The following is a 26,709-nucleotide window of genomic DNA, read 5'->3' as shown; positions in this document are numbered from 1 at the left end:
CTAGGGCCTCTCAGGCGAGTTCCCGTCCGACGCGCAGCGCGGCGTTGACGTAGAAGTTCACGAACGTGGGCAGGGACTCGTCCAGTCCCACGAAGCGGGGGCTGTGCCAGTCGGCGCATCCGGGTTCGCCGTTGGAGCCGATGAACGCGAACACGCAGCGGGTCGTCTTGGCGAACTCGCAGAAGTCCTCCCCCGCCATGGACGGACGGATCGGCTCGAGCGAGGCGTAGTCGCGCACGTCCTCGGCGACCGGCAGCGCCAGCGCCGCGTCGGAGACGACCGGATCCTGGAAGTCGTCCCACTCCATGTCGGCGGTGATGCCGAACGCCTCGGCGGTGTGCCCCACGATGGAGCGGAACCGGCGTTCGGCAAGCAGACTGTCCTCCTTGTGGAAGTAGCGCACGGTGCCTTGGAATCCGGCCTCTGCGGGCACGACGTTCCACACGCGTCCGCCGTGCACCTCGGTGATGGAAAACACCAGCGGGTCCAGAGCGGAGATGTTGCGGCTGACGATGGTCTGCAGTTCGAGGATCATGCTCGCCATCGCCTCGATCGGACCGGTGCCCTTGTGCGGATAGCCGGCGTGCGTGCCTTCGGCGTGCAGCGTGACCTGGAAGCGCACGCAGCCCGCCATCATCGGCTCCGCGCCGACGGCGATCTGACCGGGCGCATAGTTGGGGTTGTTGTGCGTGCCGATGATCGCGTCCACGTCGTCGAGCAGACCGGCGTCCATCATCGCCTGGGCCCCCTGGCCGGTCTCCTCGCTCGGCTGGAAGAGGATCTTGATGGAACCGGCGAAGCGGTCACGGTGCGCGGCGAGCCAGAAGGCCGCGCCCAGCAGGCCGGTCATGTGCAGGTCGTGCCCGCAGCCGTGCATGACGCCCTTGTTGACGGATGCGAAGTCGAGGCCGGTGTTCTCGACGATGGGCAGGCCGTCGATGTCCGCACGCAGCGCGACGCGCGGCCCCGGTCCACCTTCGCCGCGGATCAGCCCGACGACTCCGGTGGGCAGGGGATTGTCGAGGATCTCGACGCCGTGCTCGCGCAGCTGGTCGGCCAGATAGATGCTGGTGTCGAACTCCTTGAAGCTGCGCTCGGGGTGCGCATGCAGGTAGTGGCGGATTGCGATGAGACTTGGATCCAACTCGATGTGCTCGGTCATGCCTCCAAAATACTCCCTTGCGCTCCTGTACACTGGAAGATGATCGACGGGAGGTTTCATCGTGACGACTGCAGGCAGCGACATCAGGGGCGTGTTCTTCGACATCGACGGAACGCTGACGAGCTTCGTCACGCATATCGTCCCGGATTCGACCATCGAGTCGCTGCGCCGTCTGCAGGCCAAGGGGATCAAGGTGTTCATCTGCTCGGGCCGGGCGCCGAGCCACATGACCGTCGTGCTCGACATGATCCCGATCAGATTCGACGGCATCGTCGGCCTCAACGGACAGTACTGCTGCGACGACGACGGGTTTCTCTCCAAGGAGCCGCTCGAAGCCGACGACGTCACCGCGATCACCGCATGGCTTGACGCCCATCCGGACGTCGTCGCGAACTACTGCGAATCCGACTACGTGTACTTCAATCAGGTGACCGAGACGATGCGCGCCACCTGGCGCCAGCTGGGCCGGACCGCGCCGAAGGTGTTCATCGACGACCCGCATACGCGGCCGCTGACGCACGAGACGTTCCAGATCAGCCCGTACATCGGTCCCGACGAGCAGGCCGAGATCGTCTCCCGGTGCCGCAACGTGCAGGGCGTGCGCTGGCATCCCGACTTCGTCGACCTCATTCCGGCCGACGGCGGCAAGCCGGTGGGCATTCGGAAGTTCATGGACCATTACGGCTGGACGCGCGACCAGATCATGGCCTTCGGCGACGGCGGCAACGACACCACGATGCTCACGTTCGCGGGAATCGGCGTGGCGATGGGCAACGCCACCGAGGAGCCCAAGCAGGCGGCCGACTGGGTGACCGACGACGTCGACCACGACGGCGTGCTCAACGCGCTCAGACACTTCGGCGTGCTCGACTGAGCGGGATAGCGCCATCTTCCGGGCAATCCCAAGCGTTTCGAAACACGGTCGAAATAACCTCTTATAACCAACGTCGATTACCACGCCGCACGATTCCCCTCTCAACGTCTGTATAGTTACGAGACGACACAGGCGCATGCGCCGTTCGTCATGCGCTTCACATGCATCACGCATCGAGAGAGGAAGAATCATGCGTTTCACGAAGACCGCCGCGGCCGCCATCGCCGCGATCACGCTGGCAGCGTTCGGACTGGCCGGATGCGGCAACGCCTCCACCGCCACCAGCTCCGAGGACGACAAGACCATCACCATCGCCGCCAGCCCGACCCCGCACGCCGAGATCCTCAACAAGGCCGTCAAGCCGATCGTCGAGAAGGACGGCTACAAGCTGGAGGTCAAGGAGTTCACCGACTACGTCCAGCCGAACACCGCCACCGAGGACGGCGAGGTCGACGCCAACTACTTCCAGCACAAGCCCTACCTCGACAACTTCAATAAGGAGAAGGGCACCCACCTCGTGTCCGTCGAGACCGTGCACTTCGAGCCGTTCGGCCTGTACCCGGGCAAGACCAAGTCCCTTGACGCGCTGGCCGACGGCGCGACCGTCGCCGTGCCGAACGACGCCACCAACGAGGCCCGCGCCCTCCTGCTGCTGCAGGACGCAGGGCTGATCGAGCTCAAGAACCCCGAGGACATCAACGCCACGCCGAAGGACATCACCTCCAACCCGAAGAACCTGCAGTTCAAGGAGCTCGAGGCCGCCGTGGTGCCGACCGTCATCAAGGACGTCGACATCGCCGCGCTGAACGGCAACTACGCGATCCAGGCCGGCTTCGACGTGACCAAGGACGCGCTTGAACTCGAGAAGGCCGACGGTCTGGCCGCGAAGACCTACGCGAACATCCTCGTGGTCAAGGAGGGCAACGAGAACACCGCCAAGACGAAGGAGCTCAAGAAGGCCCTGAACTCCGACGCGGTGCGCGACTACATCAACGACAACTACAAGGGAGCCGTGGTTCCGGTCTTCTGATCGGATCGTTCGGACGCCCATTTGATACGATGCCGCACGGCACGGGACCCATCGGCCCCGTCTCGTGCGGCATCGCCGCGTCTCCCCCACGACAAGGACTACCCATGATCCAATTCGACCATCTGAAGAAAAGCTATGGCACCGGCGCCGATGCGCACGAGGTGCTGCACGACATCAACCTGACCATCGAGGACGGCGAGATGTTCGGCTTCCTCGGCTCCTCCGGCGCCGGCAAATCGACGCTGGTGCGCACGATCAACCTGCTGGAGCGCCCCACCGAGGGCAAGGTGATCATCGACGGCAGGGACGTCTCGCACGTCTCCGGCCGCGAGCTGGCCGAGCTGCGCACGAAGATCGGCATGATCTTCCAGGACTTCAACCTGTTCCAGCAGCGCACCGTGCTTCGCAACGTGACCTTCCCGCTGGAGCTCGCGCACCGTCCGAAGGCGCAGCGCATCGAACGCGGACGCCGGCTGCTGCGTCTGGTCGGTCTCGAGGGGTTCGAGGACCGCTACCCCAGCCAGCTGTCCGGCGGTCAGCAGCAGCGCGTCGCCATCGCCCGCGCGCTGGCGAACGAACCGAAGATCATGCTGTGCGACGAGGCGACGAGCGCCCTCGATTCGACGACGACCGTGCAGATCCTCGACCTGCTGCGCCGCATCAACCGCGAGCTCGGCGTGACGCTGGTGATCATCACCCACTCGCTGTCCGTGGCACGCAACATCTGCGACCGCGTGGCAATGATCGACGGCGGCAACATCGTCGAGGTCGGCGAGACCGCGGAGCTGTTCGCACACCCGAAGAGCGACATCCTCAGGACGCTGATCGCCAGTGCGAACGAGCAGAACGGCCGCGATGAACAGCATGAGGCCGGGAACAACACCGAAGACGACGCCGAGGATGCCGGCACGAGGGAGGATCGCTGACCATGGGACAGGTCGTTTCGCAATTCATCGCCGACTACGGCGAACTGCTGCTCGAGGGTACGCGCGACACGCTCGTCATGACCGCCGTGTCGACGCTGCTCGCCTACGTGCTCGGCATCCCGCTCGGCGTGCTGCTGACCATCACGGGACCGAAGTCGCTCTGGCCGCACCGTGCACTCAACACGGTGCTCGGCTGGATCGTGAACATCGGACGTTCGATCCCGTTCATCATCCTTCTGGTGGCGATCATCCCGTTCACCCGTCTGATCGTCGGCACGTCGCTCGGCGTCGAGGGCGCGATGGTGCCGCTGGTCATCTCCGCGGCCCCGTTCGTGGCGCGCGTCGTCGAGCAGTCCCTCGCGGACGTGGACGGCGGCCTGATCGAGGCGGCGCAGAGCTTCGGCGCGAACAACTGGCAGATCGTCACCAAGGTGCTGCTCTTCGAGAGCCTGCCCTCGCTGGTGCGCGGTGCGGCCATCACGTTCATCAACCTGTTCGGCTACTCGGCCATGGCCGGCACCGTCGGCGCGGGCGGTCTGGGCGACATCGCGATCCGCTACGGATACCAGCGCTACCAGTACGACGTGATGCTCGTGGCCGTGATCCTGTCCGTCGTGCTCGTGCAGGTCATCCAGTCGCTCGGCGACTGGGTCGCGCAGCGCATCGACCACCACGCGCGCTGACACGCTGTCGAGTACGTTAGACTGGGGCGTTATGAGCACTATCATCATGCACACCTCCGAAGGTGACATCACGATCAACCTGTTCGACGACAAGGCACCGGAGACGGTGAAGAACTTCCTCGGCCTCGCCACCGGCGACAAGGAGTGGACGGATCCGTACACCGGCCAGCCCTCCCACGAGAAGTTCTACAACGGACTGACCTTCCACCGCATCATCAAGGACTTCATGATCCAGGGCGGCTGCCCGCTGGGCAACGGCACCGGTGGTCCCGGCTACGACTTCGACGACGAGATCGACCCATCGCTGAAGTTCGACCGCCCGTACCTGCTGGCCATGGCGAACGCGGGTCTGCGCCGCGGCATGGACGGCAAGGTCCACGGCACCAACGGCTCGCAGTTCTTCATCACCACCGTGCCGACCCCGTGGCTCGACGGCCATCACACGATCTTCGGCGAGGTCGCGGACGATGACTCGAAGGCCGTGGTCGACAGGCTCGAGGCGCTGCCGACCGATCCGATGGACCGTCCGACCGAACCGGCCGTGATCCTGTCCGTCGACGTGGCCGAGTGACGGTTCGCCTCGCCACCAGACGCAACATGGGAAGGCCCCTGATCCGCTCAAGGATCAGGGGCCTTCGATATTACGACCTGTGATCTGCTCTACTTCATCCGGCGCAGACGAGGTTCGGCGGAGTCCTTCGCGCCGGTGATGCGGTAGACGTCGAAGACGCCGTCGATCTTGCGCACGGCCGCGAGCAGCGTGTTGAGATGCTGCGGATCGGCCATCTCGAAGCTGAACTGGCTGGTGGCCACACGATCGGAGCCGGTGGAGATCGAACCGGAGATGATGTTGACGCCATGATCGGAGAGCACGCGCGTCACGTCGGAGAGCAGGTTGCGCCGGTCCAGCGCCTCCACCTGGATCTTGACCATGAACACGCCCTTGGTGCTGGTCCACTCCACTTCGACGACGCGTTCGGACTGCCGCTTCTCAAGATCGATCATGTTCTGGCAGTCGGTGCGATGCACGGACACGCCCTGATTGCGCGTGATGAAGCCGATGATCTTGTCGCCGGGCACCGGCATGCAGCACCGTGCCAGCTTGACCCACACATCGCCCACGCCCTTGACGGACACGCCCGACGAACTGGTGGTCTTCTGGCGGCTCTCCACCGGCTTGAGCGGCAGCGCCTCCTGCTCGATCTCCTCGTCGACCTCGTCGGCGCCCGCATCCTTGACCAGATGGGAGATGACGTTCTGCGTGGAGATCTGCCCATCGCCGATCGCGGCGAACAGGCCGTCCGCGTTCGGGAAGTTGAGCTCGTCGGCGACGCCGACCAGCGCCTCCGGGGTCATGAGCGTATTGATCGGCAGGCTGCGCTTGCGCATGGCGCGCGTCAGCTCGTCGCGCCCCTCCTCGATGGCCTCGGTGCGACGCTCCTTGGAGAACCACTGGCGGATCTTGTTGCGTGCCTTCGGGCTTTTGGCGAAGCTCAGCCAATCGCGCGAGGGACCTGCGGTGTCTGACTTCGAGGTGAGGATCTCGACGGTGTCGCCGTTCTCGAGCTTCGTGTCGAGCGGCACGAGACGGCCGTTGACGCGTGCACCCATCGTACGATGGCCGACCTCGGTGTGCACGGCGTACGCGAAGTCGATCGGCGTGGCCGCGGCCGGCAGGGAGATGATCTTGCCCTTCGGCGTGAACACATACACCTCGGCCGAACCGAGATCCTCCTTCAGGGATCCCAGGAACTCGTTGGAGTCGGGCGTCTCGGAGGTCCAGTCGGCGAGCTGCTGGATCCACTTGAGGTTGTCGGCCTCGCTCAGCTCCTGGCTCTCGGAGCCCTCACGCTTGCGGTCGGACTTGTCCGGCGAGCTCAACGCGCGTCCGGCCTGCCCGTTCTCCTTGTACTTCCAGTGCGCGGCGATGCCGAACTCGGCCCTACGATGCATGTCCCACGTGCGGATCTGGATCTCGACGGGCTTGCCGCCGGGGCCCACCACCGTGGTGTGCAGCGATTGGTACATGTTGAGCTTCGGCATCGCGATGTAGTCCTTGAACCGGCCGGGAACCGGGTTCCACCGCGCATGCACGGCACCAAGCGCCGCATAGCAGTCCTGAATCGAATCGACGATGATGCGCACGCCCACCAGATCGTAGATGTTGGCGAAATCGTGGCCGCGCACGATCATCTTCTGGTAGATGGAGAAGTAGTCCTTCGGGCGTCCGGTCACGTACGCCTTGATGTGCTGGGCGTCGAGGTCCTCGTGGATCTCGGCCAGGATCTGCTTGAGGTACACGTCGCGCTGCCCTGCGCGACGAGCTACGAGCACGACGATCTCGTTGTAGATCTTCGGGTAGATGACCTTGAAGCTCAGCTCCTCAAGCTCGGTCTTGATGGCGTTCATGCCGAGGCGATTGGCGAGCGGCGCATACACGTCGAGCGTCTCATGCGCCTTCTTGACGGCGCTGGAGGTCTTCACGTAGCGCCAGGTGCGGGCGTTGTGCACGCGGTCGGCGAGCTTGACGACCAGCACGCGCACATCACGGCTCATCGCCACGACCATCTTGCGGATGGTCTCGGCCTGCGCGGAATCACCGTACTCCATCTTGGACAGCTTGGTGATGCCGTCCACCAGCCCGGTGACGGTGTCACCGAATTCGGAGCGGCACTGGTCGAGCGTGTAATCGGTGTCCTCCACGGTGTCGTGCAGGAGACCCGCGGCGACGACCAACGGACCCATGCCGAGATCGGCGAGGATCTGGGCGACTGCGAGCGGATGGATGATGTACGGCTCGCCGGACTTGCGCCGTTGGGCGGAATGCTGGATGACCGCGCGACGGTAGGCGCGTTCGAGAATGGTCAGATCCTCACCGGGGTGGTGGACACGGCATGCCTGCATGATCGGCAGCAGCGGGTTGATCGGATCCGTACTGACCTCGCAACCCAGCTTGCGTGCGGAATCAAACTCCATGTCATCGCCTGCCATGGCCACCTCCCTCGGTTCGTGCTCTCTGGCTCTCTATCCTAACGCGACTCAGGCCACACCCGTGGAGCCGAATCCACGTTCAGCCCTGTCGGAACCGGGAAGGCTCCGCGCAGGAACGAATCTCGCCTCCACATACCGCTGGATGACCAACTGGGCGATGCGATCCCCCACTTCGAAATGCGCGGTGCGCTCGGGATCCAGATTGATGAGCGGCACCTTGATCTCGCCGCGATATCCGGCATCGATGGTGCCGGGGGCATTGAGCACGGTGACGCCCTGCTTGACCGCCAGACCGCTTCTCGGATGGACCAGACCCACGTATCCGTTCGGCAGGGCGATGGCGACGCCGGTGGGTACCAGAGCGCGCTCGAAGGGCTTGAGATCGAACGACTCCGCGGCCCTCAGATCGGCGCCGGCGTCACCGGCGTGCGCGTAGCCGAGCGCGGCGAGTTCGGCCGGCTGATCCGGATCGACCGGCTTGACGAGAACCTCGGTGTTCTCCGGCTCATTGTATGCGGGATCGAACGTCATATCAGGCGGCGCACTCCTGGCATACGGGCTGGCCGTCATCCGTCATGTAGGCGAGCTGGCTGCGATGCTTGACCAGGAAGCACTCGGAGCAGATGAACTCGTCACCCTGCATCGGGATGACCGTCACGGAGGAGTCCTCGTTGCTCAGGTCGGCACCCGGCAGCTCGTAGTCCTCGGCAATGGCGTTCTCGTCGTCGTCGATGTCGCTCGAAGAGTTCTGAGAGCTCTTCCCCAGAGCCTGCAGCGATTCCTCGTCCTCGTCCTTGTTACGGGGGGAATCATAATCCTGAGCCATCGCGATCCTTTCGTCTGTGCGTCGCGCGCGTGGGCGCGGACTATTATGACCAGCTGTGTTTACTCGGCATAGGATACACGATTTGAAATACTCGTAAAGTTCGACACGTGGGGCATACTTGAAGAAGTGACCCAAGTTTTACAGAAAGTGGTGCGCGCATGACTGAGGATTCGCCGAGAGGGGCCCGTCTCGACCATGTTTCCGATGCCGGCGACCTGGTCTTCGAGGCGGGGGGCGAGCGTTTCGTCGTCACGGTGGACGATGCGTTGGAGCGTGCGGTTCTCGCGGCGAAGCAGATCCGCATGGAATCTCGCAAGCTACGCCAGCCGAGGGCGAATGACGCCCTGCCGATCTCCAAGATCCAGCAGCTGATCCGTGCCGGTGCGGATCCGTCCCAGGTAGCGGAACGCTATGGTCTCGATCAGGCTCTGGTCCGTCGTTTCTCCGCATCGGTGCAGATGGAGAAGCAGTATGCGATCGAGCAGTTCAAGCGCGTGCCCGCACCCAAGGAGAGCCGCGTGCGCACGGTGGAGGACCTCATCTACATGACGCTCTCGCTCGCACGCGTCGACCGCGGTACGCTCGCGTGGCAGGCCACCCGCCGCGGCCACGAGCCCTGGCACATCTCGGCGACGTTCCTCGCCTCCGGGCGCAAGGTGCGTGCCGAATGGACGTGGGACATGCACGACAACACCGTGGTGTGCCTCAATCCCGCGGCGAAGAAGCTGCTCGGCGAGCAGAACCTCGGACTTGGCGACGTGGACGGACGCCGTCCGGATCTGACGCCGATCATCGCCGAAAACATGACCTCCGCGGCCGGAATGTCCGACGACGTCGACGTTCCCACGGCAGTGGACACCGGCACGGGTGCGGCGGAGTCCACGGATGCTGCTTCAAACATCGACGATGCAGCCGATACGGGTAGCGCGGATCCGAATGGCCCTCATTCCGGGCACGGGACCGTGCAGGCGCCGCAGCCGGCCACAATGGGCGATATTCCCGTCATCTCCATCAAGGCGCCATCCGCCGCCCCGGCTGCCGACGGTGCGGTCGGGGATCTGCCGCCTGTTCCCGATCCCACCGAAGCCGATCTCAGCCAAGTCCCCGCGGCATCGGGAACGGACGCCGACTCCTCCGCCGGTTCGGACGAAAACGGCCAGCCGGCACGCAAGCATCGCGCGAGGCGCTCCGCGATCCCGAGCTGGGATCAGATCCTGTTCGGAGAGTGACGTCTCTATGCCACGTCGATCAGACAGGGGATGTCCATCTCCAGCATGGTCTGCGAACCATGCACGCTGGGCAGACGCGTGGCCTTGTCGGATTGGATGCGCGAATCGACCAGCGTGACGGCACCGGCCGCCTGCACGATGACGTCGCCGAGCATCCGTTCGATACGGGGCTCCACCGGCCCGAACAGTCCGTCATCGATGGCCTGATGCCTCGTACGCACCAACGCCCGCTCCCCCAGCCGTTCACGCCACCGTGCGGCGATGTCCTCCGGCGACTCGTCGCGTTCGGCATACAGCATGAGCGCGCGGGGCTCCCCTCCCACCAATGCGACGCCCTGTGCCAACGCCGGTTCAGCTGCGATGTCGATGCGTTCGGCGGGGTCGGTGGCCACCATGCCGTGATCGGCGACCACGACGATGAGCGTTCCCTTCGGCGCCTCGCGCCGCAGCAGCGCCAGCTGCGCGTCGATGCGTTCGAACGTGCCCACCCACTGCTCGGAGTCCCAGCCGTCGGCGTGCCCGACCTTGTCGGCGTCACGGATGTACAGGTAGGTCAGGCCCGGCGTGCGTGCCGCCTTCGCGGCCGCACGCACACGGTCGTTCGGCGTGACGTTGGCCACGTAATCGGAGCCGCGCAGGGCAGCCTCGGTCAGCGGGGAGCCCTTGAACTTGGCCAGTCCCGAGCTGGTGACGCGCACATGCTCGGCAGCGAGGCGCTCGAAGACGGTGGGTTCGCGCTGCAGATCATGCGGGTCGATGACGGGACCGGCCTTCTCGCTCTCCGCCTTGGGCAGCAGCGGATCCTTGAACTGGATCAGCTGGATGATCCTTCCGCTTTCCGGCTCGAGCTGCGTGTAGCCGGCCATGCCTGTCAGCCCCGGGCAGGTGCCGGTACCGAACGTGGCCATCGCGGCCACGGTGGTGCTGGGCGCGCAGGTGGAGATCGGACGCTGGTTGGCATGCTCCTTCATCAGCGAACGCAGGTAGGGGGCGTGGCCGAGCCTCATGTTGAGATTCCAGTAGCCGAGTCCGTCGACGAGCACGACGATCGCGGAGGTCGCGTCAGGCAGTCCGAGCGCATGCTGCAACGCCGCCGGATCGGCGTGCACGCGCGTCGGAACCGGATGCCCGATCGCCGAAGACAGAGCCGGCAGCACGGCGGACAGATGCAGCGCGCCACCACGCCGGTCCGTGGCGACGTTCGTGTCCTCCCCTGGTTCCTGCGGCGTCCAGTCGCCGTATCCTGCGGTCGGGGTCAATCGCAGCAGTTCGCTCATCTGCGGCACATCCACACTCATAGGGTTTCAGTGTAATCGCCGTTCGTCATCTTCCTGCTGTTATTATGGTGCGGGTTTGTTTTTCCAAGGAGTCCGCACATATGGCATCGCATCGTAGGAACACCACTTCGGCATATGATCCTCGCACGGTCAAGGAGCATATCGTCGAGACGCCGTTGAACGAGGAGATGAGCAAGTCGTTCCTCGAGTACGCGTATTCGGTGATCTATGCGCGTGCGCTTCCGGATGCCAGGGACGGTCTCAAGCCGGTGCAGCGCCGCATCATCTATCAGATGGGACAGATGAACCTCACGCCGGACCGCCCGTACATGAAGTCGGCGCGCGTGGTCGGCGAGGTAATGGGCAAGCTGCACCCACATGGCGATTCGGCGATCTACGAGGCGATGGTCCGTCTTGCGCAGCCGTTCGCGATGCGGCTTCCGCTGGTCGACGGCCACGGCAACTTCGGTTCGCTCGACGACGGCCCGGCCGCCTCCCGTTACACCGAGGCGAGACTCGGGCCCGCGGCTCTTGCGATGAATGCGGATATCGACGAGGATACGGTCGATTTCACGCCGAACTACGACAACAAGCTCAAGGAACCGACCGTACTGCCGTCGGCCATTCCGAACCTGCTGGTCAACGGCGGATCGGGCATCGCCGTGGGCATGGCCACGAACATGGCCACGCATAATCTGGGCGAGGTGGTGGCCGCCGCCAAGCATCTGATGGCTCATCCGGACGCCACGCTGGAGGAGCTGATGCGCTACGTGCCGGGCCCGGATTGGCCGGGCGGCGGCATCGTGATCGGACGCGACGGCATCCGCGAGGCGTACGAGACGGGCCGCGGCACGCTCACCACGCGTTCGAAGACGCATATCGAGAACGTGACGGCGCGCAAGAAGGCCATCGTGGTCACGGAGCTGCCGTTCATGGTTGGCCCCGAGCGCGTGCTGGAACGCATCTCCGAAGGCGTGAAGTCACGCAAGCTGGAGGGCATCACCGGCGCCATCGATCTGACCGACCGTCACAACGGCACGCGTATCGTCATCGAGATCAAGACCGGCTACGATCCGGATGCGGTGCTCGCGCAGCTGTTCCGTCACACGCCGCTGCAGGACAACTTCACCATCAACAACGTGGCGCTGGTCGATGGACGCCCGCACACGATGGGGCTGAAGGAACTGCTTCAGGTGTGGGTGGAGCATCGCCGCGTGGTGGTGCGCCGACGCAGCGAGTTCCGCCGCAGGAAGGCGCTGGAGCGTCTGCACCTGGTCGAGGGACTGCTGCTCGCGATGGTGGACATCGACGAGGTCATCCAGGTGATCCGCTCCTCCGACGACGCCGATGCGGCGAAGAACCGGCTCATGGCCGTGTTCGATCTGGACGAGGTGCAGGCCCAGTACATTCTGGATCTGCGTCTGCGCCGTCTGACGCGTATGAGCCGCATCGAACTGGAGGCGGAGCGCGACGATCTCAAGCAGCGGATCGAGGAGCTGGAGCGCATCCTCGCCTCCGCCGAGGAGCTGGATCGCGTGGTCGTCGACGAGATGGACCAGACGGTCACGCAGTATGGGACGCCGCGCCGTACCGTACTGCTCGACGAGGGGCCCGACGGTTCTCTGGTGCCAGTGGTCGCCAAGGGCGATGACTCCGGTCTGGCCCGTGCCGCGTTGGAGGCGGCGCAGGCGGCGACGAGTCTGACGTCCGTGCAGGCCGATGTCGCCGCCGCGAACGCGGCCATGAAGGCCGGCGAGACCGAGGCCGCCGCGGCAGCGCTGCAGATCGAGGACGAGCCATGCGTGGTGATGATGAGCGCCACCGGTCTGATCGCGCGGGCCACGCCGTCCGCGATGGACGTGTACGAGTCGCGTTCGGTGTCCGACAAGCGGGTGAGCGACGACCAGATCACGACGATCTTCACCACGTCGACCCGCGCCACCTATGCGCTGATCACCTCCGCCGGACGTCTGGTGCTCGCCCACGTGGCCGATCTGCCGGCGTTGCCGCCATCGCAGACGCTGAGCGTGACGGGAGGCGTGAAGGCCGACGAGTTGATCGGCATGACCGAGTCGACCGATCCGATCGACGGCGAGCACGTGGTTTCGGCGATCGCGATGACGCCTCACGAGGAGGGCGGTGAACTGCCTCCTCTGGCGCTCGGCACGCGCGGCGGCGTGATCAAGCGCTGGAACCGCGAGGCGCCGACGACGATGGATTCGTGGCCGGTCATCGATCTCAAGGACGGCGACGAGGTGCTGCTCGCGGCCCCGGCCGCGGACGAGGATCGTCTGGTGTTCGTCTCCTCCGATTCCTCGCTGCTCACCTTCGAGGCCGGCAACGTGCGTCCGCAGGGTCGTACGGCCGGAGGCATGGCCGGCATCCGTCTGGCCGAGGGCGCGCATGTGGCCGCGTTCAACGTGGTTCCCGCCGGCAAGGTCGCGTGGACGTATGAGGAGGGCGAGAACGGTCTGACCGCCGCCTCGGGTGCGGTGGTGCTCACCGTGGCCGGTGACGCGGACGCGCTGCCCGGCACCGAGAACGGCTCGGCGAAGGTGACCCCGCTGGAGATGTACCCGACCAAGGGCCGTGCGACGGGCGGCGTGCGCTCGCAGCGCTTCCTCAAGGGTCAGAACACGCTGATCCTCGCATGGGTGGGCCTCTACCCGCTGCATGCCTCTTCCGAGTCCGGCTCCCCCGTCGAACTGCCCAAGCCCGACATGCGTCGCGACGGCTCCGGCGTGGACCTGACCGCTCCGATCGCGATCATCGGCTGAAGGCTGCCGTCAATAGGTGTTGTTCGCCGTATAGCTCCTCTTGTCAGAGGATCTGTCCGGCGAAGCATCCCTGCGAGATAGTTAAACGGCGACGGGAGACTGCTCAACGAGTTCTGCGACAGCGAGCATGGGCAGAGCTGACGGATAGGTGGAACCGCATGTCTGAAGCCGCATGTCTCGCATGCGACTAACGGTTACCGAACGGGTCTAGCATCATACGCAACGGCGTACGCATTCGACGCGTACACCGCGGGCATGACACATACGCGAAATATGCGAAAGGCGGGTTCAGCCATGAAGATGCTCACCGTAGGACCGAAGGACATCTACCAGTTCGCCACGGTCAAGGAGTTCGCCGAGGAGTTCGAACTCGGACCGCGTGATCTGGTCGTCACCATCGGCATGATCCATGACGCGTTCGTGAAACCGTATCTGAATGGCGCGAACGTGCTGCTCGTCGACAAGTACGGCAATCAGGAGCCGACCGATGTGATGATCGATGCGATCATCACCGATGCGAAGACGTTCGACTACGACCGCATCGTCGCGATCGGCGGCGGCGCGGTGATGGACATGTCGAAGATCGTGGCCGTGGCCGGTGGCGCGTCGATCGACGAGGTCATCGACCATCTGCCCGACTTCACGCGCACCGTCGGGCTCGTGCTCGTGCCCACCACCTGCGGTACGGGCAGCGAGGTGACCGAGATCGCGGCCATCAATCGCACGCGTCTCGGCTGCAAGGCGGGCATCGCCAGCGCGCAGATGTTCGCCGACCATGCGGTGCTCATCCCGGAGCTGCTGTACGGCCTGCCTGACCACGTGTTCATGACGAGCTCACTGGACGCGCTCGTGCATTCCGTCGAATCCACGCTGTCGCCGAACGCGACACCGTACACGCGTCTGTTCGGCTATGAGGCGATGCGCATGATCGTAAGCGGCTATCAGGCGATCGTCGCCGCCGGCGGTCCAGACGGCGATGCGCAGGCCCGGCGTGTGAAGCGCAACGAGCTGATGAACGACTTTCTCATCGCCTCCGACTACGCGGGCATCAGCTTCGACACCGGCGGCTGCGCGGCCGTGCATGCATTGAGCTACCAGCTGGGAGGTAAGTACCATGTGCCGCATGGCGAATCGAACTATGCGATGTTCACCGGCGTGCTGCGCAACTACATGGAGATCAAGCCGGACGGGGAGATCGCGAAGCTCAATGGCGTGCTCGCCGGACTGCTTGGCTGCAACGTGGCCGACGTGTACGACGAGTTGGAGAAACTCATCAACCAGCTGCTGCCGAAGAAGGCGCTGCACGAGTACGGCGTGACCCGCGAGGACCTGCCGGAGTTCACCGAACGGGTGATGACCACGCAGGGGCGTCTCATGCGCAACAACTACGTGCCGCTCGATGCAGCCCGTGTGCGCAAGATCTTCGAGGAGCTGTACTGAACCGGATCGATACGAAGGAAAACGTACGAGAAACCGCGTCCGCCTAAGCAACAGGAGCGACCGGCCCTGAGCACACAGGCCCCGGAGTACCTCCGAAGTCGCCGGCTTCGGCGTCATCCGCCCATTCGTCCAACATGTCATCAGTGGCCAAACGGCCACCCTTAACGACAAAAGCCGTGAAACGACACTACACTAAACCCCATGAAACCCACGAAAACAGAGAAAACTGACACCTCGTATCCGAATGACGAATATCCGAATGACGAACACAGGTGGCCGAAACCGAAACGGCTTGAAAGCACCGGATCCGCCGCCAATACCAAGGTCTTCGCCCGGAACAGCCGACGCGCCATGCCGTTCAAGGCCACCGGGCACAAGGGAGGCATCAGCTTCCGGTGACTCGTTTCGTTCCCTGCGTCGACCGTCCTGTCAACCGAAGAGCCTGGCGCATGTCCATGACACCGGCCTCGGCCTCCCACAGCCTCGCGTCGTATACTGAGCCACCATCGCGCACTTCCAGTTCCAGACCGGTGCGCGCAATCGAATACCAGTGGAGCGCCTGCTCATAGTCCAACATACATCCGCGTGCGTTTGCGTACGCCCGTGCAAGACGTAGCGCTACGCTCCCCCAGATGCGCGGCGTACCATCACGACCGTATCGGTACGCTCTCAGGAACATGTCAAGAGCCTTGGCGTAGTCGATCTCGCATCCCTTGCCTTCGGAAAGCATGTCACCGAGTTTGTAGCAACCTTCGGCGATACCGGCTTCGGCTGCGTGACGGAAGCACTCATACGCCAATACATCCGTATCCGGCTTGGGCGGCACTTCGCCGAAGGTATCGAAATACGAGCGATAGTACTCCCCCTCGCACCGGTCATAGGCGTACACATAGCCAAGGCAGAGCCAGCCGATCGGGTTACCACGGCCCGCCGCATGCCGGTACAGGATTTCGGCGGCCTTGAAGCAGTCAATACGCAGCTGATGGTCCTCTGCCGATGGCGAGAGACCGAAGAGACGGGATTATGACCCCGCGACGACATCACGGCTACTACACTGGTCGGCAGGAGGCGAATCATGAGACTTCTGGTGGCGGTAGGCAATACGGCGTTGTCCCATGCGATTCAGGGGACGCTCAGCAATGCCCGGTATACGGTGACGGCGATCGATCCGAAAAGTCTGGTCTCCCCCGCTTCGGCGTCCGAAACGGTCGTCTCGGTGCTTCGCGAGCATGCCGCGGACCCGGATGAGGGCCCGTTCGACATCGCGATTTTCGGTTCGCCGGATCTGGTGGCGGCCGCAAAATCGGCCCAGCCGTCGATCAGAACCCTGCTGCTCGCCACCACCACCCTGCGTGGCACCGCAGCCGATGCCGCACGCGCGGCTTCCATACGTGTCAATGCGGCTCCCGGAGCTGCCGGCAAGGGAGAAGACGTCGAACCGTCCGATCGGCCGGCCTCTCGGCCCATTGATTTGGCGAGGCCGGATGCCACGCTGCGCCTGCCGTTCTCCGATACGGAGCTGCTCTCCTATGTGGAGCTGCTTGCGCGTGATTCCGCAGGAGCCGGCCCGGAGACGATGATGATCCGCGGCGATCTGACGTTGGATCTGACGAGTCGAAAGGCGTATTTCGCCAGTACGCACAAGGCGATGCCGTTGTCCCGTTTGGAATTCGACATCCTCGAGACGCTGGTGAGGGCGCGAGGACGGTTCGTCGGTCTCGACGAATTGCAGCATTCCGCGGGCGGATCGTACTTCACGCAGGAGGGGCTGGTCCGCCGAGGCGTCGAATCACTGGATCGCAAGCTGCGCAACGCCGGTCTTGCCCTGACCAAGCGCGACGACTGGTATCGCGTGCTGTAGGCGCTGTGCCGCAGACCCTGCACGACCTCATGTCAGTACAGGCGCATCCCCTGAGGAACCGGTGTGAAGCCGGCCTGATGCAGGACCCGCGTATAGGGGTTGTGAGCGTTCAGCGGCTCGCCGTTCACATCGGCGAAGGTGACCGTTCCGGGGCCGTTGCGGCGCAGAGCGTATGCCAGTTCCGCAAGGGACGTGCGCAACGTCGGGCTCTGCCCGGGGGTCTGCCCGCCTTGATCGTCGGTCCTCTCGGTGGAGGTTTCGGCGGCAACGGAGTCGTCGTGCTCCGATGCGTCGGCGAACACGGTCAGGTGCTTGGATCTGGGTGTGGCGTAGGCGATGAGTGCGCCGCCTGCAAGTACCACGATGCCACCCTCGCGTCTGGTCGGCTTGCCGGTGCCGTTCGGCGCGGGTGGCCATGCGATCGCGGAACCGTACAGGTTCGCCGGATCCAGTACGCTGACCGCGACGGCCGAACGCATGTGTCCGTCGTGGCCGTCATCCGAAGCGGTCAAGGAGGTTTCCGTCTGCCCCGTTTTTCCCATGCGCCGCAGCGCATCAACGGTGTCCCGTTCGGCGAACTGGGCCGCGCCGAATCCCCTGACGAACATGCCTCGCGCGAGACGCCCGTGCTCCTCCATGCGCTTGAGCACCGGGTACAGTCCGGAGAATCCTCCGGGGATATCCTCCCTGTCAAGCACAGGCTGGCAGATGACGCCGTATCTGTCGAGAAGGATCTCGACCCGTTCCAGCATGCGACGCTCCGGAGCGATGGTCGAATCGTCGCCGTTCGTCCCGTCGTCCCCTATCGCGCCGGCGGCACCGACCTGTGACCACAGTCCGCTCATGGTCATCGGTATGTGGGGCTGCACGCGGATGCGGCGGCGTGACGCGCGGGCAGGCGTGCGGACCTTGCGCCCGCCCGCCGCCAATGCACGCACGGGCACGAGCGAACTATTCGTGACCTTGCCCTGCCAGACCAGTGACCACAGGGCCTCCTCGAACTGGGTGTCGGACCATGGCCGTGACGAGGCATCCGACGAGGGTACGTCACGAATCTCACCGGTTTCGGGGTCCACGACTTCGACGAGTCGCGAATCGGCGGACTGCCATCGTTCCCGTACCATCGTCGCGAGCTGAGAGGCGTGGTAGGCGCCGCCGGATGCGAGGACGTCGAGGACCGCTTCAGGAAGCGTCATCTCGGCGCGATCCTTTGCATCATCGCCTTCATCTTCGCTGAGTGCTTCGGTCAGGAGCGGTGAATCCGCGGGGTGGAAGGCGATGAGCCCGGGCTCCGACGCCTTGGTGCCGCCGGTCTTGGAACCGATCCAGACGATCTCCCCGCCGGCGAGCAGTTCGTCGAGCATCGCGGGCGAGTATCCGCCGACACGCGCGGGAAACACGTTCGACTCCCACACGGATGCGGGCAACGCCACTCCCTCGAGCTGTTCGATGACGCGCATCAGGCCGTCGATGCCCTCGTATTGTTCGCCACCGACCGGCCCCACACCCTGACGCTCCAGCAGGAACGACTGGTATACGGCCGGTTCTACGGGTTCGACGGCCGCACGCGCCCTAGCCAGCGAGCGAGCGCGGATGCGGCGGAACACATCCCTGTGCAGCCATTGCGATGCATCGTTCGACAGACTGTCGAGGAAATGTCCGGACAGGATCTCGCCGCGCCCCGCGAGCTCGTCGAGCGCATGTACGGCTTCGGCGGCGTCGAGGCCAAGATCGGCGATCAGCCGTTGTACGGTGAACGGGCCGTGCGTCTTCGCGTAGCGCGTCACGCGACCGCGCACATCGTCGGCCGCGAGATCGTTCCAGAAGGTGCGTCCCGCGAGCTGATCCTCCACTTCGGCGATGGCATCCGGGTCGAGCACGGTGGCCATATCGGTGACACCGAGCAGACGTTCCAGCACTTCGGGGTCCATGGACAGCAGTCGCACGCCGCGTTCCGCCTGCGGCACGTCGTACTGGTACATGACCGATCCGACGAAGCCGAACAGCAGGTTCTCGGCGAACGGCGATGGGGCATCCGTCGTCACGATCCGCAGTCCGATGCGATCGGAGGCGAGCGCGGTCATGAGCTCGCGCAGTGCGGGCAGGTCGTAGACATCCTGCAGGCATTCGCGGGCGGTTTCCAGCAGCAGCGGGAAGTTGCGTCTGACGCGTGCGACGTTGAGCAGTTGGGCGGCGCGTAGCCGCTGCTGCCATAACGGCACGCGTCGTCCGGGTTCGGTGCGCGGCAGGAACAGGGATCGGGCGGCGCATTCGCGGAACCGGGCCGCGTACAGTACGCTCTCCCCCACTCCCGTTTCGACGAGTCGCTGCAGTTCGTCCGGATCGAACAGCAGCAGTTCGCGAAGGGGTATCTCGCCTACGCCGTCGGGCAGGCGGATGACGATGCCGTCGTCCGCCGCGTATGCCTGCCCGTCGAAGCCGTATCGTGCCTTGAGACGTGCGGTGACGGCCATCGACCAGGGTTCGTGGACACGTCGGCCGTATGGCGAGTGGATGATGACGCGCCAGTCGCCCTCCTCGTCGGGGCAGCGTTCGACGACGATGGCCGCATCGTTCGGCACGACTCCGGTGGCGGTCCGCTGCTCGGCGAGCAGCCGGGCGAGGTTGGATACGGCGTTGTCGTCAAGGCCATCGGCGTGCAGCCGGTTCAGGGTATGCCGGTCGAACGTGGGCGATCCATCGTCCGCGGCGGCGGAGCGAAGCCCGGATGCGGTCTCGCGTAGGAACCGGCCTTTGGCACGGCCGAATCCGGCGTCGCGTCCGGATTCCTCGCCGTGCCAGAACGGCAGGCGTGCGGTGCGGCCCGGTGCCGGCGTGACGATGACGCGATCCCGGGTGATCTCCTGGATCTGCCATGTGGAGGTGCCGAGGGTGATGATGTCGCCGACGCGTGACTCGTAGACCATCTCCTCGTCGAGTTCGCCGACCCGGCGCTGCCCCCTGCCGGCGTCGGCCTCGGGCAGGACCACCGTGTACAGGCCACGGTCGGGTATGGTGCCGCCGGAGGTGACGGCAAGGCGTTGGGCTCCGGGTCGGGCGGAGATGAGGTCGGCCTCGTGGTTCCACATGAGCGGAGGCCGGAACGCCGAGAACTCCTCGGTGTCGTATGCGCCGGTCATCATGCCCATGACCGCGTCGAACATGTCCCGTTCGAGGGAGACGAACGGTGCGGCACGGCGTACCGTCGCATACCATGCGTCCGGATTGAGATCGTCCATCGACGCAGCGGCCACGGTCTGCTGGGCGAGGATGTCGAGCGGATTGCGTGGCACGGACAGAGGTTCGATATCCCCTGCGCGCATGCTTTCGATGCTGGCCGCCACACCGACGATCTGCTCACGCGTCAACGGGTAGAACAGGGCATGCGAGACGCCGCCCACGCGATGGTCGGCGCGGCCAACGCGCTGCAGCCCGGATGCGACGGACAACGGGGGCGAGATCTGGATGACCAGATCCACGGACCCCATGTCGATGCCGAGCTCGAGGCTGCTGGTCGCGACCACGCAGCGCAGCTCGCCGCGTTTGAGACGCTCCTCGATCTGCTTGCGCCGGTCCTTCGACACGGATCCGTGATGCGCCATCGCGATCACGTCATCCGGCCCATGCGATCCGACGAGCATCGTGGTCGAACCGACCACGGCGTCGTAATGGGGCGCGAATCCCTCCCGTCCCTCCGGCGACGCCTTGTCCCCGCTTCCGGACTTTCCGCCTCCCCCGTCTCCCCTACGTTCGGCGTACAGATCGTTGAGACGGGCGGTGAGCTTTTCGGCAAGGCCACGGGAGTTGACGAACACGAGCGTGGTCGAGTGTGCGAGGATCTCGTCGAGAACGCTTGCCTCGACCACCGGCCAGATCGAACCGGATGTGCGGTCCGAGGAGGCGCCGATGATCGCAGACGAATCGCCGACGAGTCCCTTGCGTTCGGCAAGACGCCGCATGGACGGCGTGACGCCGGAGATATATCCGACAGTGGAGGATTCGTGATCAACGCCTCCGGCACGGTGCGGGACGTTCGCGGATTGCAGATCACGCATGTCCGCCAGAGGTTCGACGACCTTCAGGTCCATCTGCGGCCGCGAGCCCGGGTTAATGATGGTGACCGGACGCGATCCGCCGAGGAACCGTGCGGCCTCGGCGGGAGGATTCACCGTGGCGGACAGGCCGATGCGCTGCACGGGCCGTACGGCGGCCACGCGGTCGGACGCGCGCGGGTCCTGTTCCGTTCCGGCGATGAGGTCGTCGAGACGTTCGAGGCTCAGGGCGAGATGCGCGCCGCGCTTGGTCCCGGCGAGCGCATGGACCTCGTCGACGATGACGGTGTCGACGGTCCTGAGGATGCGCCGCGCCTTCGAGGTGAGGATGAGGTACAGCGACTCCGGTGTGGTGACAAGGATGTCCGGCGGATGCGTGGCGATGGCGCGGCGTTCCTTGGGCGTGGTATCCCCGCTGCGGGTGGCCACGCGGATGGATGGCGCGGCCAGTCCCATCGCCTCGCATTGGCGTGCGATGCCGTCGAGAGGCGCTTCGAGGTTCTTCGCGACGTCGACGGCGAGCGCCTTGAGCGGGGATATGTAGAGGATTCTGACGCCGCGTGGGCGCCTGCCGGAGGCGCCCGCGCAGATGTCGTCCCGATCTGTCATGAGGCGGTCTATGGCGGAGAGGAACGCGCACAGGGTCTTGCCGGATCCGGTGGGCGCGATGACGAGCGTGTTGGCGCCGGACCGGATGGCGGGCCATGCCTCGCGTTGCGCCTCGGTGGGCGCATCGAAGGCATGTCGGAACCACTCCCGTGTGGGTTTCGAGAACGACGCCAAACATTCGCACATATGTTCGATTATGGCTCGCGGCCGCGACGTGCCGACACTCCCCCTCGCGGGATCCGCACCCTCGGATCAGCCTCGTTTGCGGCGCAGGGATTCGTGCATGGCGACCATCAGCGCGAGGAAGACGAGCAGGAAGCACGGGAACAGGTCGACCGTCACGTATTGGGCGATGAGTCCGAACAGCGGCGGCATGAGCATCGTGCCGACGTAGGCGCATGCCATCTGCACGCCGACGATGGCCTGCGAGTTCTCCTCGCCGAAGTAGACGGGCGTGGAGTGGATGATGCAGGGGTAGACGGGGGCGCAGCCGAGTCCGATGATCGTCAGTCCCGCGAATACGCCGATGTGGTGCGGCAACGGCAGGAGCATGATGACGATTCCGGCGAGGATGAGCGCCTGTCCGAGGCGGATCATCTGATGGTCGGCGAGGCGCATGGTGAGGAATCCGCTTAAGGCTCGGCCGACGGTGATGCCGATGAAGAACAGGCTGATCCAGCTGGCCGCTTCGGCCTTGCCGATGCCGTGCCCCATGACCATGTAGGTCGATCCCCAGAGCATGCAGGTGGATTCGATGGCGCAGTAGCACAGGAACATGAGCAGGATCTCGCTCGCGCCCTTGATGGCGACCACTCCCCTGACGCCGAGCGGCTTGCGGGGTTCATCGTTCGTATCCGATGCGGCGGTCGAAACGGTCGTCTGCGGCCTTCTGCGCGCCTTCCACAGGGGCAGGCTGATGATGACGATGGCGGTCAGTGCGATCTGGATGAATCCAATGTACCGGTAGCCCCACGGCCATCCCTGTCCGTGGGACAATGCGTAGCCCATCACGTACGGGCCGGTGAGCGCGCCCACGCCCCACATGCAGTGCAGCCAGCTCATGTGTCGGCTTTCGTAGTGGATGGCGACGTAGTTGTTGAGCGCCGCGTCCACGCCGCCCGCACCGAGTCCGTACGGGATGGCGAGCGCGATGAGCGTCCAGTAGTTCGGCGCGATCGAGAATCCCATCAGCGCAGCGGCGGTGAGACCGACCGACACGGCGGTGACGCGGCCCGCCCCGAAGCGCAGGGTCACGCGGTCGCTCATCAGCGCCGAGCAGATGGTCGCCGCGGAGATCGTCATGGAGATGCCGCCGGCCCATGAGACGGGCGCCCCGAGATCCTGGCTCATGGTCGGCCATGCGGCGCCGAGCAACGCATCGGGCAGCCCGAGGCTGATGAACGACAGATAGATCACGGCGAGCAGCAGGCTTGCCATCGGCCCTCCTTCAAGGTTGAGAATGTGATATGCACAACACGATGCGTACGGTCGTACATACTACGGAGGGCCGGGGATAACACGCCGGGCGATGCCGACGCCCGACGAATCGCGCTGGATTCAGGCTGCGAAGTAGTCGGCGATCTCGACGGCCGTGCCGTAGGAGGATTGCGCGCCGAGCTTGGTGGCGGCGAATGCGGCCACGTACGAGGCGATCTGCGCGCACTGCAGCAGCGTGTATCCGGCTGCGAGTCCGGCGAGGATCGTGCCCATGAACGAGTCGCCGCAGCCGGTGGTGTCCACCGCGTCGATCCTTGCGGCGGACACGCGATGCCAGTGTCCGTCGTCGATGACGATGGAACCCTCCGCACCGAGCGTGACGATCGCCTGATCGAACCCGTAGTCGGAGAAGCGCTCGACCACGTCGGACCAGTCCAGCTCTCCCCAGTCGCCGTCGGCGGGAGGATCGAGCTCGAGCAGCAGCGCCGCCTCGTGTTCGTTGACGAGCAGGATGTCGGTGGCTTCGACGAGCTCGTGCGGCAGTTCGGGGAGGAACGGGGATTCGTTGAGCAGGACGGTCACTCCGCTGTCGTGAGCCATCCTTGCGGCGGCGATCACGGTGGTCAGCGGGCTTTCGAGACACAGACCGAGCACGCGTGCCTCGGCCAGACCGTCGCCGTGCGCCTGCACGTATCCGGCGCTGACCTTGCCGTTCGCACCCGCCGAATAGACGATGGTGTTCTCGCCTTCGGCGTCCACGGTGATGACCGTGGTGCCGCTCGCCCCTTCGGCGTGCAGGATCTCGGAGGTGTCCACACCGGCGTCATCGAGCCTGCTGAGCAGGAATTCGGCATTCGAATCATCGCCGACCGCGCCGTACATGCGCACGTTCGCCCCCAGACGCGCCGCACTGGCCGCCTGATTCGCGCCCTTGCCGCCGGGCAGGATCTTGAGGACGCCTCCCGCGACCGTCTCGCCGGGCTGAGGCAGACGCCGTGTGGCGACCGTGTAGTCCGCGTTCATCGACCCGACCACGGCGACGGGTTCGCCGCCTCCAAGGGCGAGCAGCCGTTCACGGATGGTCTGCGGCATCTGCGGTCGTTCAACACCCTTCGCGGCGGACGCTGCCGTATTGTTCATCACGATGTTCACGTGCTACAGCATAGTCCTCTCCGCGAGGGCGGACGAACCCCGATCGCCCTCCGGCAGGGCGATCGGGGGAATCGATCGGGAATCGATCAGGTGTCGATCTTGGAGCGATCGAAGTCGTCGGCGTTCTCGACGATGAACGCCTTGCGCGGCGGCACATCGTCACCCATGAGCAGGTCGAAGATCTCGGCGGCCTGCGCGGCGTCCTCCATGCGGATGCGGCGCAGCATGCGCGTGCGCGGGTCCATCGTGGTGTCCGCCAACTGATCGGCGTCCATCTCGCCCAGACCCTTGTAGCGCTGGATGTCGGGGTTGTAGGAGATGCGTCTGCTGTCCAGATCGGCGAGCTTGCCCTCGAGCTCGTCGTCGGAGTACGTGTAGATGTACTCGCCCTTGTGCGAGCCGGCCAGCGCGATGCGGTGGAGCGGCGGCACGGCCGCGTACACGTATCCGTGCTCGATGAGCGGGCGCATATAGCGGTAGAAGAGGGTGAGCAGCAGAATGCGGATATGCGCGCCATCCACATCGGCATCGGTCATCATGATGACCTTGTGGTAGCGGGACTGTTCGATGTCGAAGCTCTGTCCGCTGCCCGCACCCACCACCTGGATGATGGCCGCGCACTCCTTGTTCGACAGCATCTGCGTGATCGACGCCTTCTGCACGTTGAGGATCTTGCCTCGGATCGGCAGTAGCGCCTGGAAGCCCGAGTTGCGGGCGGCCTTGGCGGTGCCGAGTGCGGAATCACCCTCGACGATGAACAGTTCGGCCACATCATCATTGCCCGGCTGGCAGTCGGACAGCTTGGATGGCATGGATGCGGATTCGAGCGCGTTCTTGCGACGCGTGACCTCCTTGGCCTTGCGCGACTGGACGCGGGCGTGCATCTCCCCGACGATCTTCTCGAGCACGCGGCCGGACTGCTCCTTGTAGCCGCGCTTGGATCCGGAGATCATCTCGCCGAACTGGCTGTCGGCCATGCGCGTGACGATCGGCTTGACCTGAGCGGTGCCGAGCACGTCCTTGGTCTGCCCCTGGAACTGCGGTTCGGCGATGCGCACCGTGACGACGGCGACGAGACCCGCCATGATGTCGTCGCGTTCGACGCGCATGTTGGAATCCCTAAGGTTCACCTTGAGCCTGCGGGCGTTCGCCTCAACGGCCTTGCGCACCTGTCTGGTGACCGAGTTCATGAGGCCGTCGACGTGCATGCCGCCGCCCGGGGTCTCGATGATGTTCACGAAGCTGCGGATGGTGGTGTCGTATCCGTTGACCCAGCGCAGTGCGATGTCGACGCCGCAGGTGCGGGTGACCTTCTGCGCGTGCAGCTCGCCGTTCTCGCCGACGCTCTGCGTCTCCTCCTCGTAGGTGTCCTCACCCTGGATGCGCCAGATGTCGCTCACGGGTTCACCGTGAGACAGGAAGTCGACGAAGTCCTTCACGCCGCCGGTGTGGCGGAACTCCTCGACGCGTGCATGCGTGCGGTTCGCCGCGTCGGCCTTGGCGACGGCCACACCCTGCGGCACGGCGGCCCTATCCGGTTCCGATGTCTCGGCCTGCTCGTCCGCGATCGGGGTGCCGTCCGAAACCTCATCCCCGTCGACTTCAAGCATCTCGTCGACGGATGCGTCGCCGGTGGCCGGCACGTTCTCGTCGATGACGGTGATCTTGAGTCCGGGCACGAGGAAGCTGGTCTGGCGCACGCGATCGATGAGCCGCTCGTAGGAGAACTCGGCGGTGCTGTTGAAGATCTCGGGATCGGCCCAGTAGCGGATGCGCGTTCCGGTGCGCTTGGCGGGCACCTTGCCCGTGATCTCCAGCTCGGTGGGACGGTTCTTGCGCGTGCGCTTGAACGGCGAATCCGGCGAGGGATGCTCGGGGTCGGCATCCGCGTAGACGCCGGGATGTCCCTGATGGAACGACATGTGATGCGTCAGTCCCTCACGGTCCACGTACACGTCGAGACGGGAGCTCAACGCGTTGACGACGGATGAGCCGACGCCGTGCAGACCGCCGACCGCGTTGTAGGAGGAGCTGCCGAACTTCGCTCCGGCATGCAGCTTGGTCATGACGACCTCAACACCCGACAGACCGGTCTTCGGCTCCTTGTCGACGGGGATGCCTCGACCGTTGTCGGCGACCTCGATCGATCCGTCGGTGTGCAGGGTCACGACGATGTCGTCGCAGAACCCCGCCAGCGCCTCGTCGACCGAATTGTCGATGATCTCCCACAGGCAGTGCATGAGGCCCTGGCTGTCGGTGGTGCCGATGTACATGCCGGGGCGCTTGCGCACCGCGTCAAGCCCTTCGAGGACGGCAAGATCCTTCGCGCCGTATTCTTCTTTCGCCATAATCCTTCCGTTGGCTGGATGAGTAGGTCGTCACA

20 protein-coding genes are annotated in these 26,709 nt (G+C 64.9%); 10 read left to right on the top strand and 10 right to left on the bottom strand.

The genetic code is table 11. The features are described 5' to 3' along the window. Positions 1-10: 10 nt before the first annotated feature. Positions 11-1,162: a M20 family metallopeptidase gene (locus BW11_RS04215; RefSeq protein ID WP_140444781.1), complete on the bottom strand. Its 1,152-nt coding sequence runs from the start codon at positions 1,160-1,162 to the stop codon at positions 11-13. Between the two features lie 61 nt (positions 1,163-1,223). On the opposite strand from BW11_RS04215, the gene BW11_RS04210 reads away from it, so the two are divergent. The 5 genes from BW11_RS04210 to BW11_RS04190 all read left to right on the top strand — a co-directional run bounded on the left by BW11_RS04210 (position 1,224) and on the right by BW11_RS04190 (position 5,246). Next, positions 1,224-2,036: a Cof-type HAD-IIB family hydrolase gene (locus BW11_RS04210; RefSeq protein WP_181162488.1), complete on the top strand. Its 813-nt coding sequence runs from the start codon at positions 1,224-1,226 to the stop codon at positions 2,034-2,036. Between the two features lie 190 nt (positions 2,037-2,226). Further along, a complete protein-coding gene (locus BW11_RS04205; RefSeq protein WP_140444779.1) occupies positions 2,227-3,066 on the top strand; it encodes a MetQ/NlpA family ABC transporter substrate-binding protein in 840 nt (279 codons plus the stop codon). Between the two features lie 104 nt (positions 3,067-3,170). Continuing rightward, on the top strand, positions 3,171-3,992 hold the full coding sequence (locus tag BW11_RS04200; protein ID WP_140444778.1) for a methionine ABC transporter ATP-binding protein: 822 nt from the start codon (positions 3,171-3,173) through the stop codon (positions 3,990-3,992). 2 nt (positions 3,993-3,994) lie between these two features. Beyond that, positions 3,995-4,675 carry a methionine ABC transporter permease gene (locus BW11_RS04195; protein WP_140444777.1) on the top strand — a complete coding sequence of 227 codons (681 nt, stop codon included), beginning with the start codon at positions 3,995-3,997 and terminating at the stop codon, positions 4,673-4,675. 31 nt (positions 4,676-4,706) lie between these two features. Next, a complete protein-coding gene (locus BW11_RS04190; RefSeq protein ID WP_043163874.1) occupies positions 4,707-5,246 on the top strand; it encodes a peptidylprolyl isomerase in 540 nt (179 codons plus the stop codon). Positions 5,247-5,335: 89 nt separating this feature from the next. On the opposite strand, the gene BW11_RS04185 is transcribed toward BW11_RS04190, so the two are convergent. From BW11_RS04185 to BW11_RS04175, 3 genes are read right to left on the bottom strand one after another with little or no spacing between them, the layout of a single operon-like run. Next, positions 5,336-7,666: a bifunctional (p)ppGpp synthetase/guanosine-3',5'-bis(diphosphate) 3'-pyrophosphohydrolase gene (locus tag BW11_RS04185; RefSeq protein ID WP_140444776.1), complete on the bottom strand. Its 2,331-nt coding sequence runs from the start codon at positions 7,664-7,666 to the stop codon at positions 5,336-5,338. 48 nt (positions 7,667-7,714) lie between these two features. Next, positions 7,715-8,197 (bottom strand): dUTP diphosphatase, encoded by a 483-nt coding sequence (gene dut / locus BW11_RS04180; RefSeq protein WP_043163870.1) that lies wholly within the window; start codon positions 8,195-8,197, stop codon positions 7,715-7,717. Position 8,198: 1 nt separating this feature from the next. Next, positions 8,199-8,492 (bottom strand): DUF4193 domain-containing protein, encoded by a 294-nt coding sequence (locus BW11_RS04175; RefSeq protein WP_043163868.1) that lies wholly within the window; start codon positions 8,490-8,492, stop codon positions 8,199-8,201. Positions 8,493-8,650: 158 nt separating this feature from the next. Here BW11_RS04175 and sepH point away from each other — a divergent pair, with 158 nt between their 5' ends. After that, complete coding sequence (gene sepH / locus BW11_RS04170; RefSeq protein ID WP_140444775.1) at positions 8,651-9,721, top strand: septation protein SepH; 1,071 nt, start codon at positions 8,651-8,653, stop codon at positions 9,719-9,721. A gap of 5 nt (positions 9,722-9,726) precedes the next feature. On the opposite strand, the gene BW11_RS04165 is transcribed toward sepH, so the two are convergent. Continuing rightward, positions 9,727-11,019, bottom strand: coding sequence for an alkaline phosphatase family protein (locus tag BW11_RS04165; RefSeq protein WP_140444774.1), 1,293 nt, complete (start codon positions 11,017-11,019; stop codon positions 9,727-9,729). An 80-nt stretch (positions 11,020-11,099) separates the two neighbouring features. Here BW11_RS04165 and BW11_RS04160 point away from each other — a divergent pair, with 80 nt between their 5' ends. The 3 genes from BW11_RS04160 to BW11_RS04150 all read left to right on the top strand — a co-directional run bounded on the left by BW11_RS04160 (position 11,100) and on the right by BW11_RS04150 (position 15,614). Then, positions 11,100-13,775: a DNA topoisomerase (ATP-hydrolyzing) subunit A gene (locus BW11_RS04160; protein WP_140444773.1), complete on the top strand. Its 2,676-nt coding sequence runs from the start codon at positions 11,100-11,102 to the stop codon at positions 13,773-13,775. 294 nt (positions 13,776-14,069) lie between these two features. Continuing rightward, positions 14,070-15,215: a 4-hydroxybutyrate dehydrogenase gene (locus BW11_RS04155; RefSeq protein ID WP_140444772.1), complete on the top strand. Its 1,146-nt coding sequence runs from the start codon at positions 14,070-14,072 to the stop codon at positions 15,213-15,215. 201 nt (positions 15,216-15,416) lie between these two features. Then, positions 15,417-15,614, top strand: coding sequence for a hypothetical protein (locus BW11_RS04150; RefSeq protein WP_043163861.1), 198 nt, complete (start codon positions 15,417-15,419; stop codon positions 15,612-15,614). Here BW11_RS04150 and BW11_RS11780 read toward each other — a convergent pair. Then, the gene (locus BW11_RS11780) at positions 15,601-16,104 is read right to left on the bottom strand and encodes a tetratricopeptide repeat protein (protein ID WP_258184535.1); all 504 of its coding nucleotides are present in this window, start codon (positions 16,102-16,104) and stop codon (positions 15,601-15,603) included. The genes BW11_RS04150 and BW11_RS11780 overlap by 14 nt on opposite strands. Positions 16,105-16,290: 186 nt before the next feature. Between BW11_RS11780 and BW11_RS04140 the strand changes: the two genes are divergently transcribed. Further along, positions 16,291-17,076: a response regulator transcription factor gene (locus tag BW11_RS04140; protein ID WP_140444771.1), complete on the top strand. Its 786-nt coding sequence runs from the start codon at positions 16,291-16,293 to the stop codon at positions 17,074-17,076. Between the two features lie 32 nt (positions 17,077-17,108). Here the strand turns inward: BW11_RS04140 and BW11_RS04135 are convergent, their stop codons facing one another. The 4 genes from BW11_RS04135 to BW11_RS04120 all read right to left on the bottom strand — a co-directional run bounded on the left by BW11_RS04135 (position 17,109) and on the right by BW11_RS04120 (position 26,674). Further along, a complete protein-coding gene (locus tag BW11_RS04135; protein ID WP_140444770.1) occupies positions 17,109-21,923 on the bottom strand; it encodes a DEAD/DEAH box helicase in 4,815 nt (1,604 codons plus the stop codon). Between the two features lie 66 nt (positions 21,924-21,989). Next, positions 21,990-23,174: a sugar MFS transporter gene (locus tag BW11_RS04130; RefSeq protein WP_140444769.1), complete on the bottom strand. Its 1,185-nt coding sequence runs from the start codon at positions 23,172-23,174 to the stop codon at positions 21,990-21,992. Between the two features lie 120 nt (positions 23,175-23,294). Further along, positions 23,295-24,266, bottom strand: a complete 972-nt coding sequence (locus BW11_RS04125; protein WP_140444843.1) for a ribokinase — start codon at positions 24,264-24,266, stop codon at positions 23,295-23,297. A gap of 146 nt (positions 24,267-24,412) precedes the next feature. Next, complete coding sequence (locus BW11_RS04120) at positions 24,413-26,674, bottom strand: type IIA DNA topoisomerase subunit B (protein ID WP_140444768.1); 2,262 nt, start codon at positions 26,672-26,674, stop codon at positions 24,413-24,415. Positions 26,675-26,709: the final 35 nt, after the last annotated feature.

The sequence above is a fragment of the Bifidobacterium sp. UTCIF-38 genome (assembly GCF_006454495.1).
Lineage (GTDB): Bacteria > Actinomycetota > Actinomycetes > Actinomycetales > Bifidobacteriaceae > Bifidobacterium > Bifidobacterium callitrichos.
This window is presented reverse-complemented; position numbering and strand designations above follow the sequence as displayed.

Coding starts and splice junctions, on each gene's coding strand:
- BW11_RS04215 (WP_140444781.1), bottom strand. CDS start 1,162: ATGACCGAGCACATCGAGTTGGATCCAAGTCTCATCGCAATCCGCCAC.
- BW11_RS04190 (WP_043163874.1), top strand. CDS start 4,707: ATGAGCACTATCATCATGCACACCTCCGAAGGTGACATCACGATCAAC.
- BW11_RS04120 (WP_140444768.1), bottom strand. CDS start 26,674: ATGGCGAAAGAAGAATACGGCGCGAAGGATCTTGCCGTCCTCGAAGGG.
- sepH (WP_140444775.1), top strand. CDS start 8,651: ATGACTGAGGATTCGCCGAGAGGGGCCCGTCTCGACCATGTTTCCGAT.
- BW11_RS04205 (WP_140444779.1), top strand. CDS start 2,227: ATGCGTTTCACGAAGACCGCCGCGGCCGCCATCGCCGCGATCACGCTG.
- dut (WP_043163870.1), bottom strand. CDS start 8,197: ATGACGTTCGATCCCGCATACAATGAGCCGGAGAACACCGAGGTTCTC.
- BW11_RS04175 (WP_043163868.1), bottom strand. CDS start 8,492: ATGGCTCAGGATTATGATTCCCCCCGTAACAAGGACGAGGACGAGGAA.
- BW11_RS04185 (WP_140444776.1), bottom strand. CDS start 7,666: ATGGCAGGCGATGACATGGAGTTTGATTCCGCACGCAAGCTGGGTTGC.
- BW11_RS04160 (WP_140444773.1), top strand. CDS start 11,100: ATGGCATCGCATCGTAGGAACACCACTTCGGCATATGATCCTCGCACG.
- BW11_RS04165 (WP_140444774.1), bottom strand. CDS start 11,019: ATGAGTGTGGATGTGCCGCAGATGAGCGAACTGCTGCGATTGACCCCG.
- BW11_RS04135 (WP_140444770.1), bottom strand. CDS start 21,923: ATGTGCGAATGTTTGGCGTCGTTCTCGAAACCCACACGGGAGTGGTTC.
- BW11_RS04195 (WP_140444777.1), top strand. CDS start 3,995: ATGGGACAGGTCGTTTCGCAATTCATCGCCGACTACGGCGAACTGCTG.
- BW11_RS04140 (WP_140444771.1), top strand. CDS start 16,291: ATGAGACTTCTGGTGGCGGTAGGCAATACGGCGTTGTCCCATGCGATT.
- BW11_RS04150 (WP_043163861.1), top strand. CDS start 15,417: ATGAAACCCACGAAAACAGAGAAAACTGACACCTCGTATCCGAATGAC.
- BW11_RS04155 (WP_140444772.1), top strand. CDS start 14,070: ATGAAGATGCTCACCGTAGGACCGAAGGACATCTACCAGTTCGCCACG.
- BW11_RS04200 (WP_140444778.1), top strand. CDS start 3,171: ATGATCCAATTCGACCATCTGAAGAAAAGCTATGGCACCGGCGCCGAT.
- BW11_RS04130 (WP_140444769.1), bottom strand. CDS start 23,174: ATGGCAAGCCTGCTGCTCGCCGTGATCTATCTGTCGTTCATCAGCCTC.
- BW11_RS04125 (WP_140444843.1), bottom strand. CDS start 24,266: ATGCCGCAGACCATCCGTGAACGGCTGCTCGCCCTTGGAGGCGGCGAA.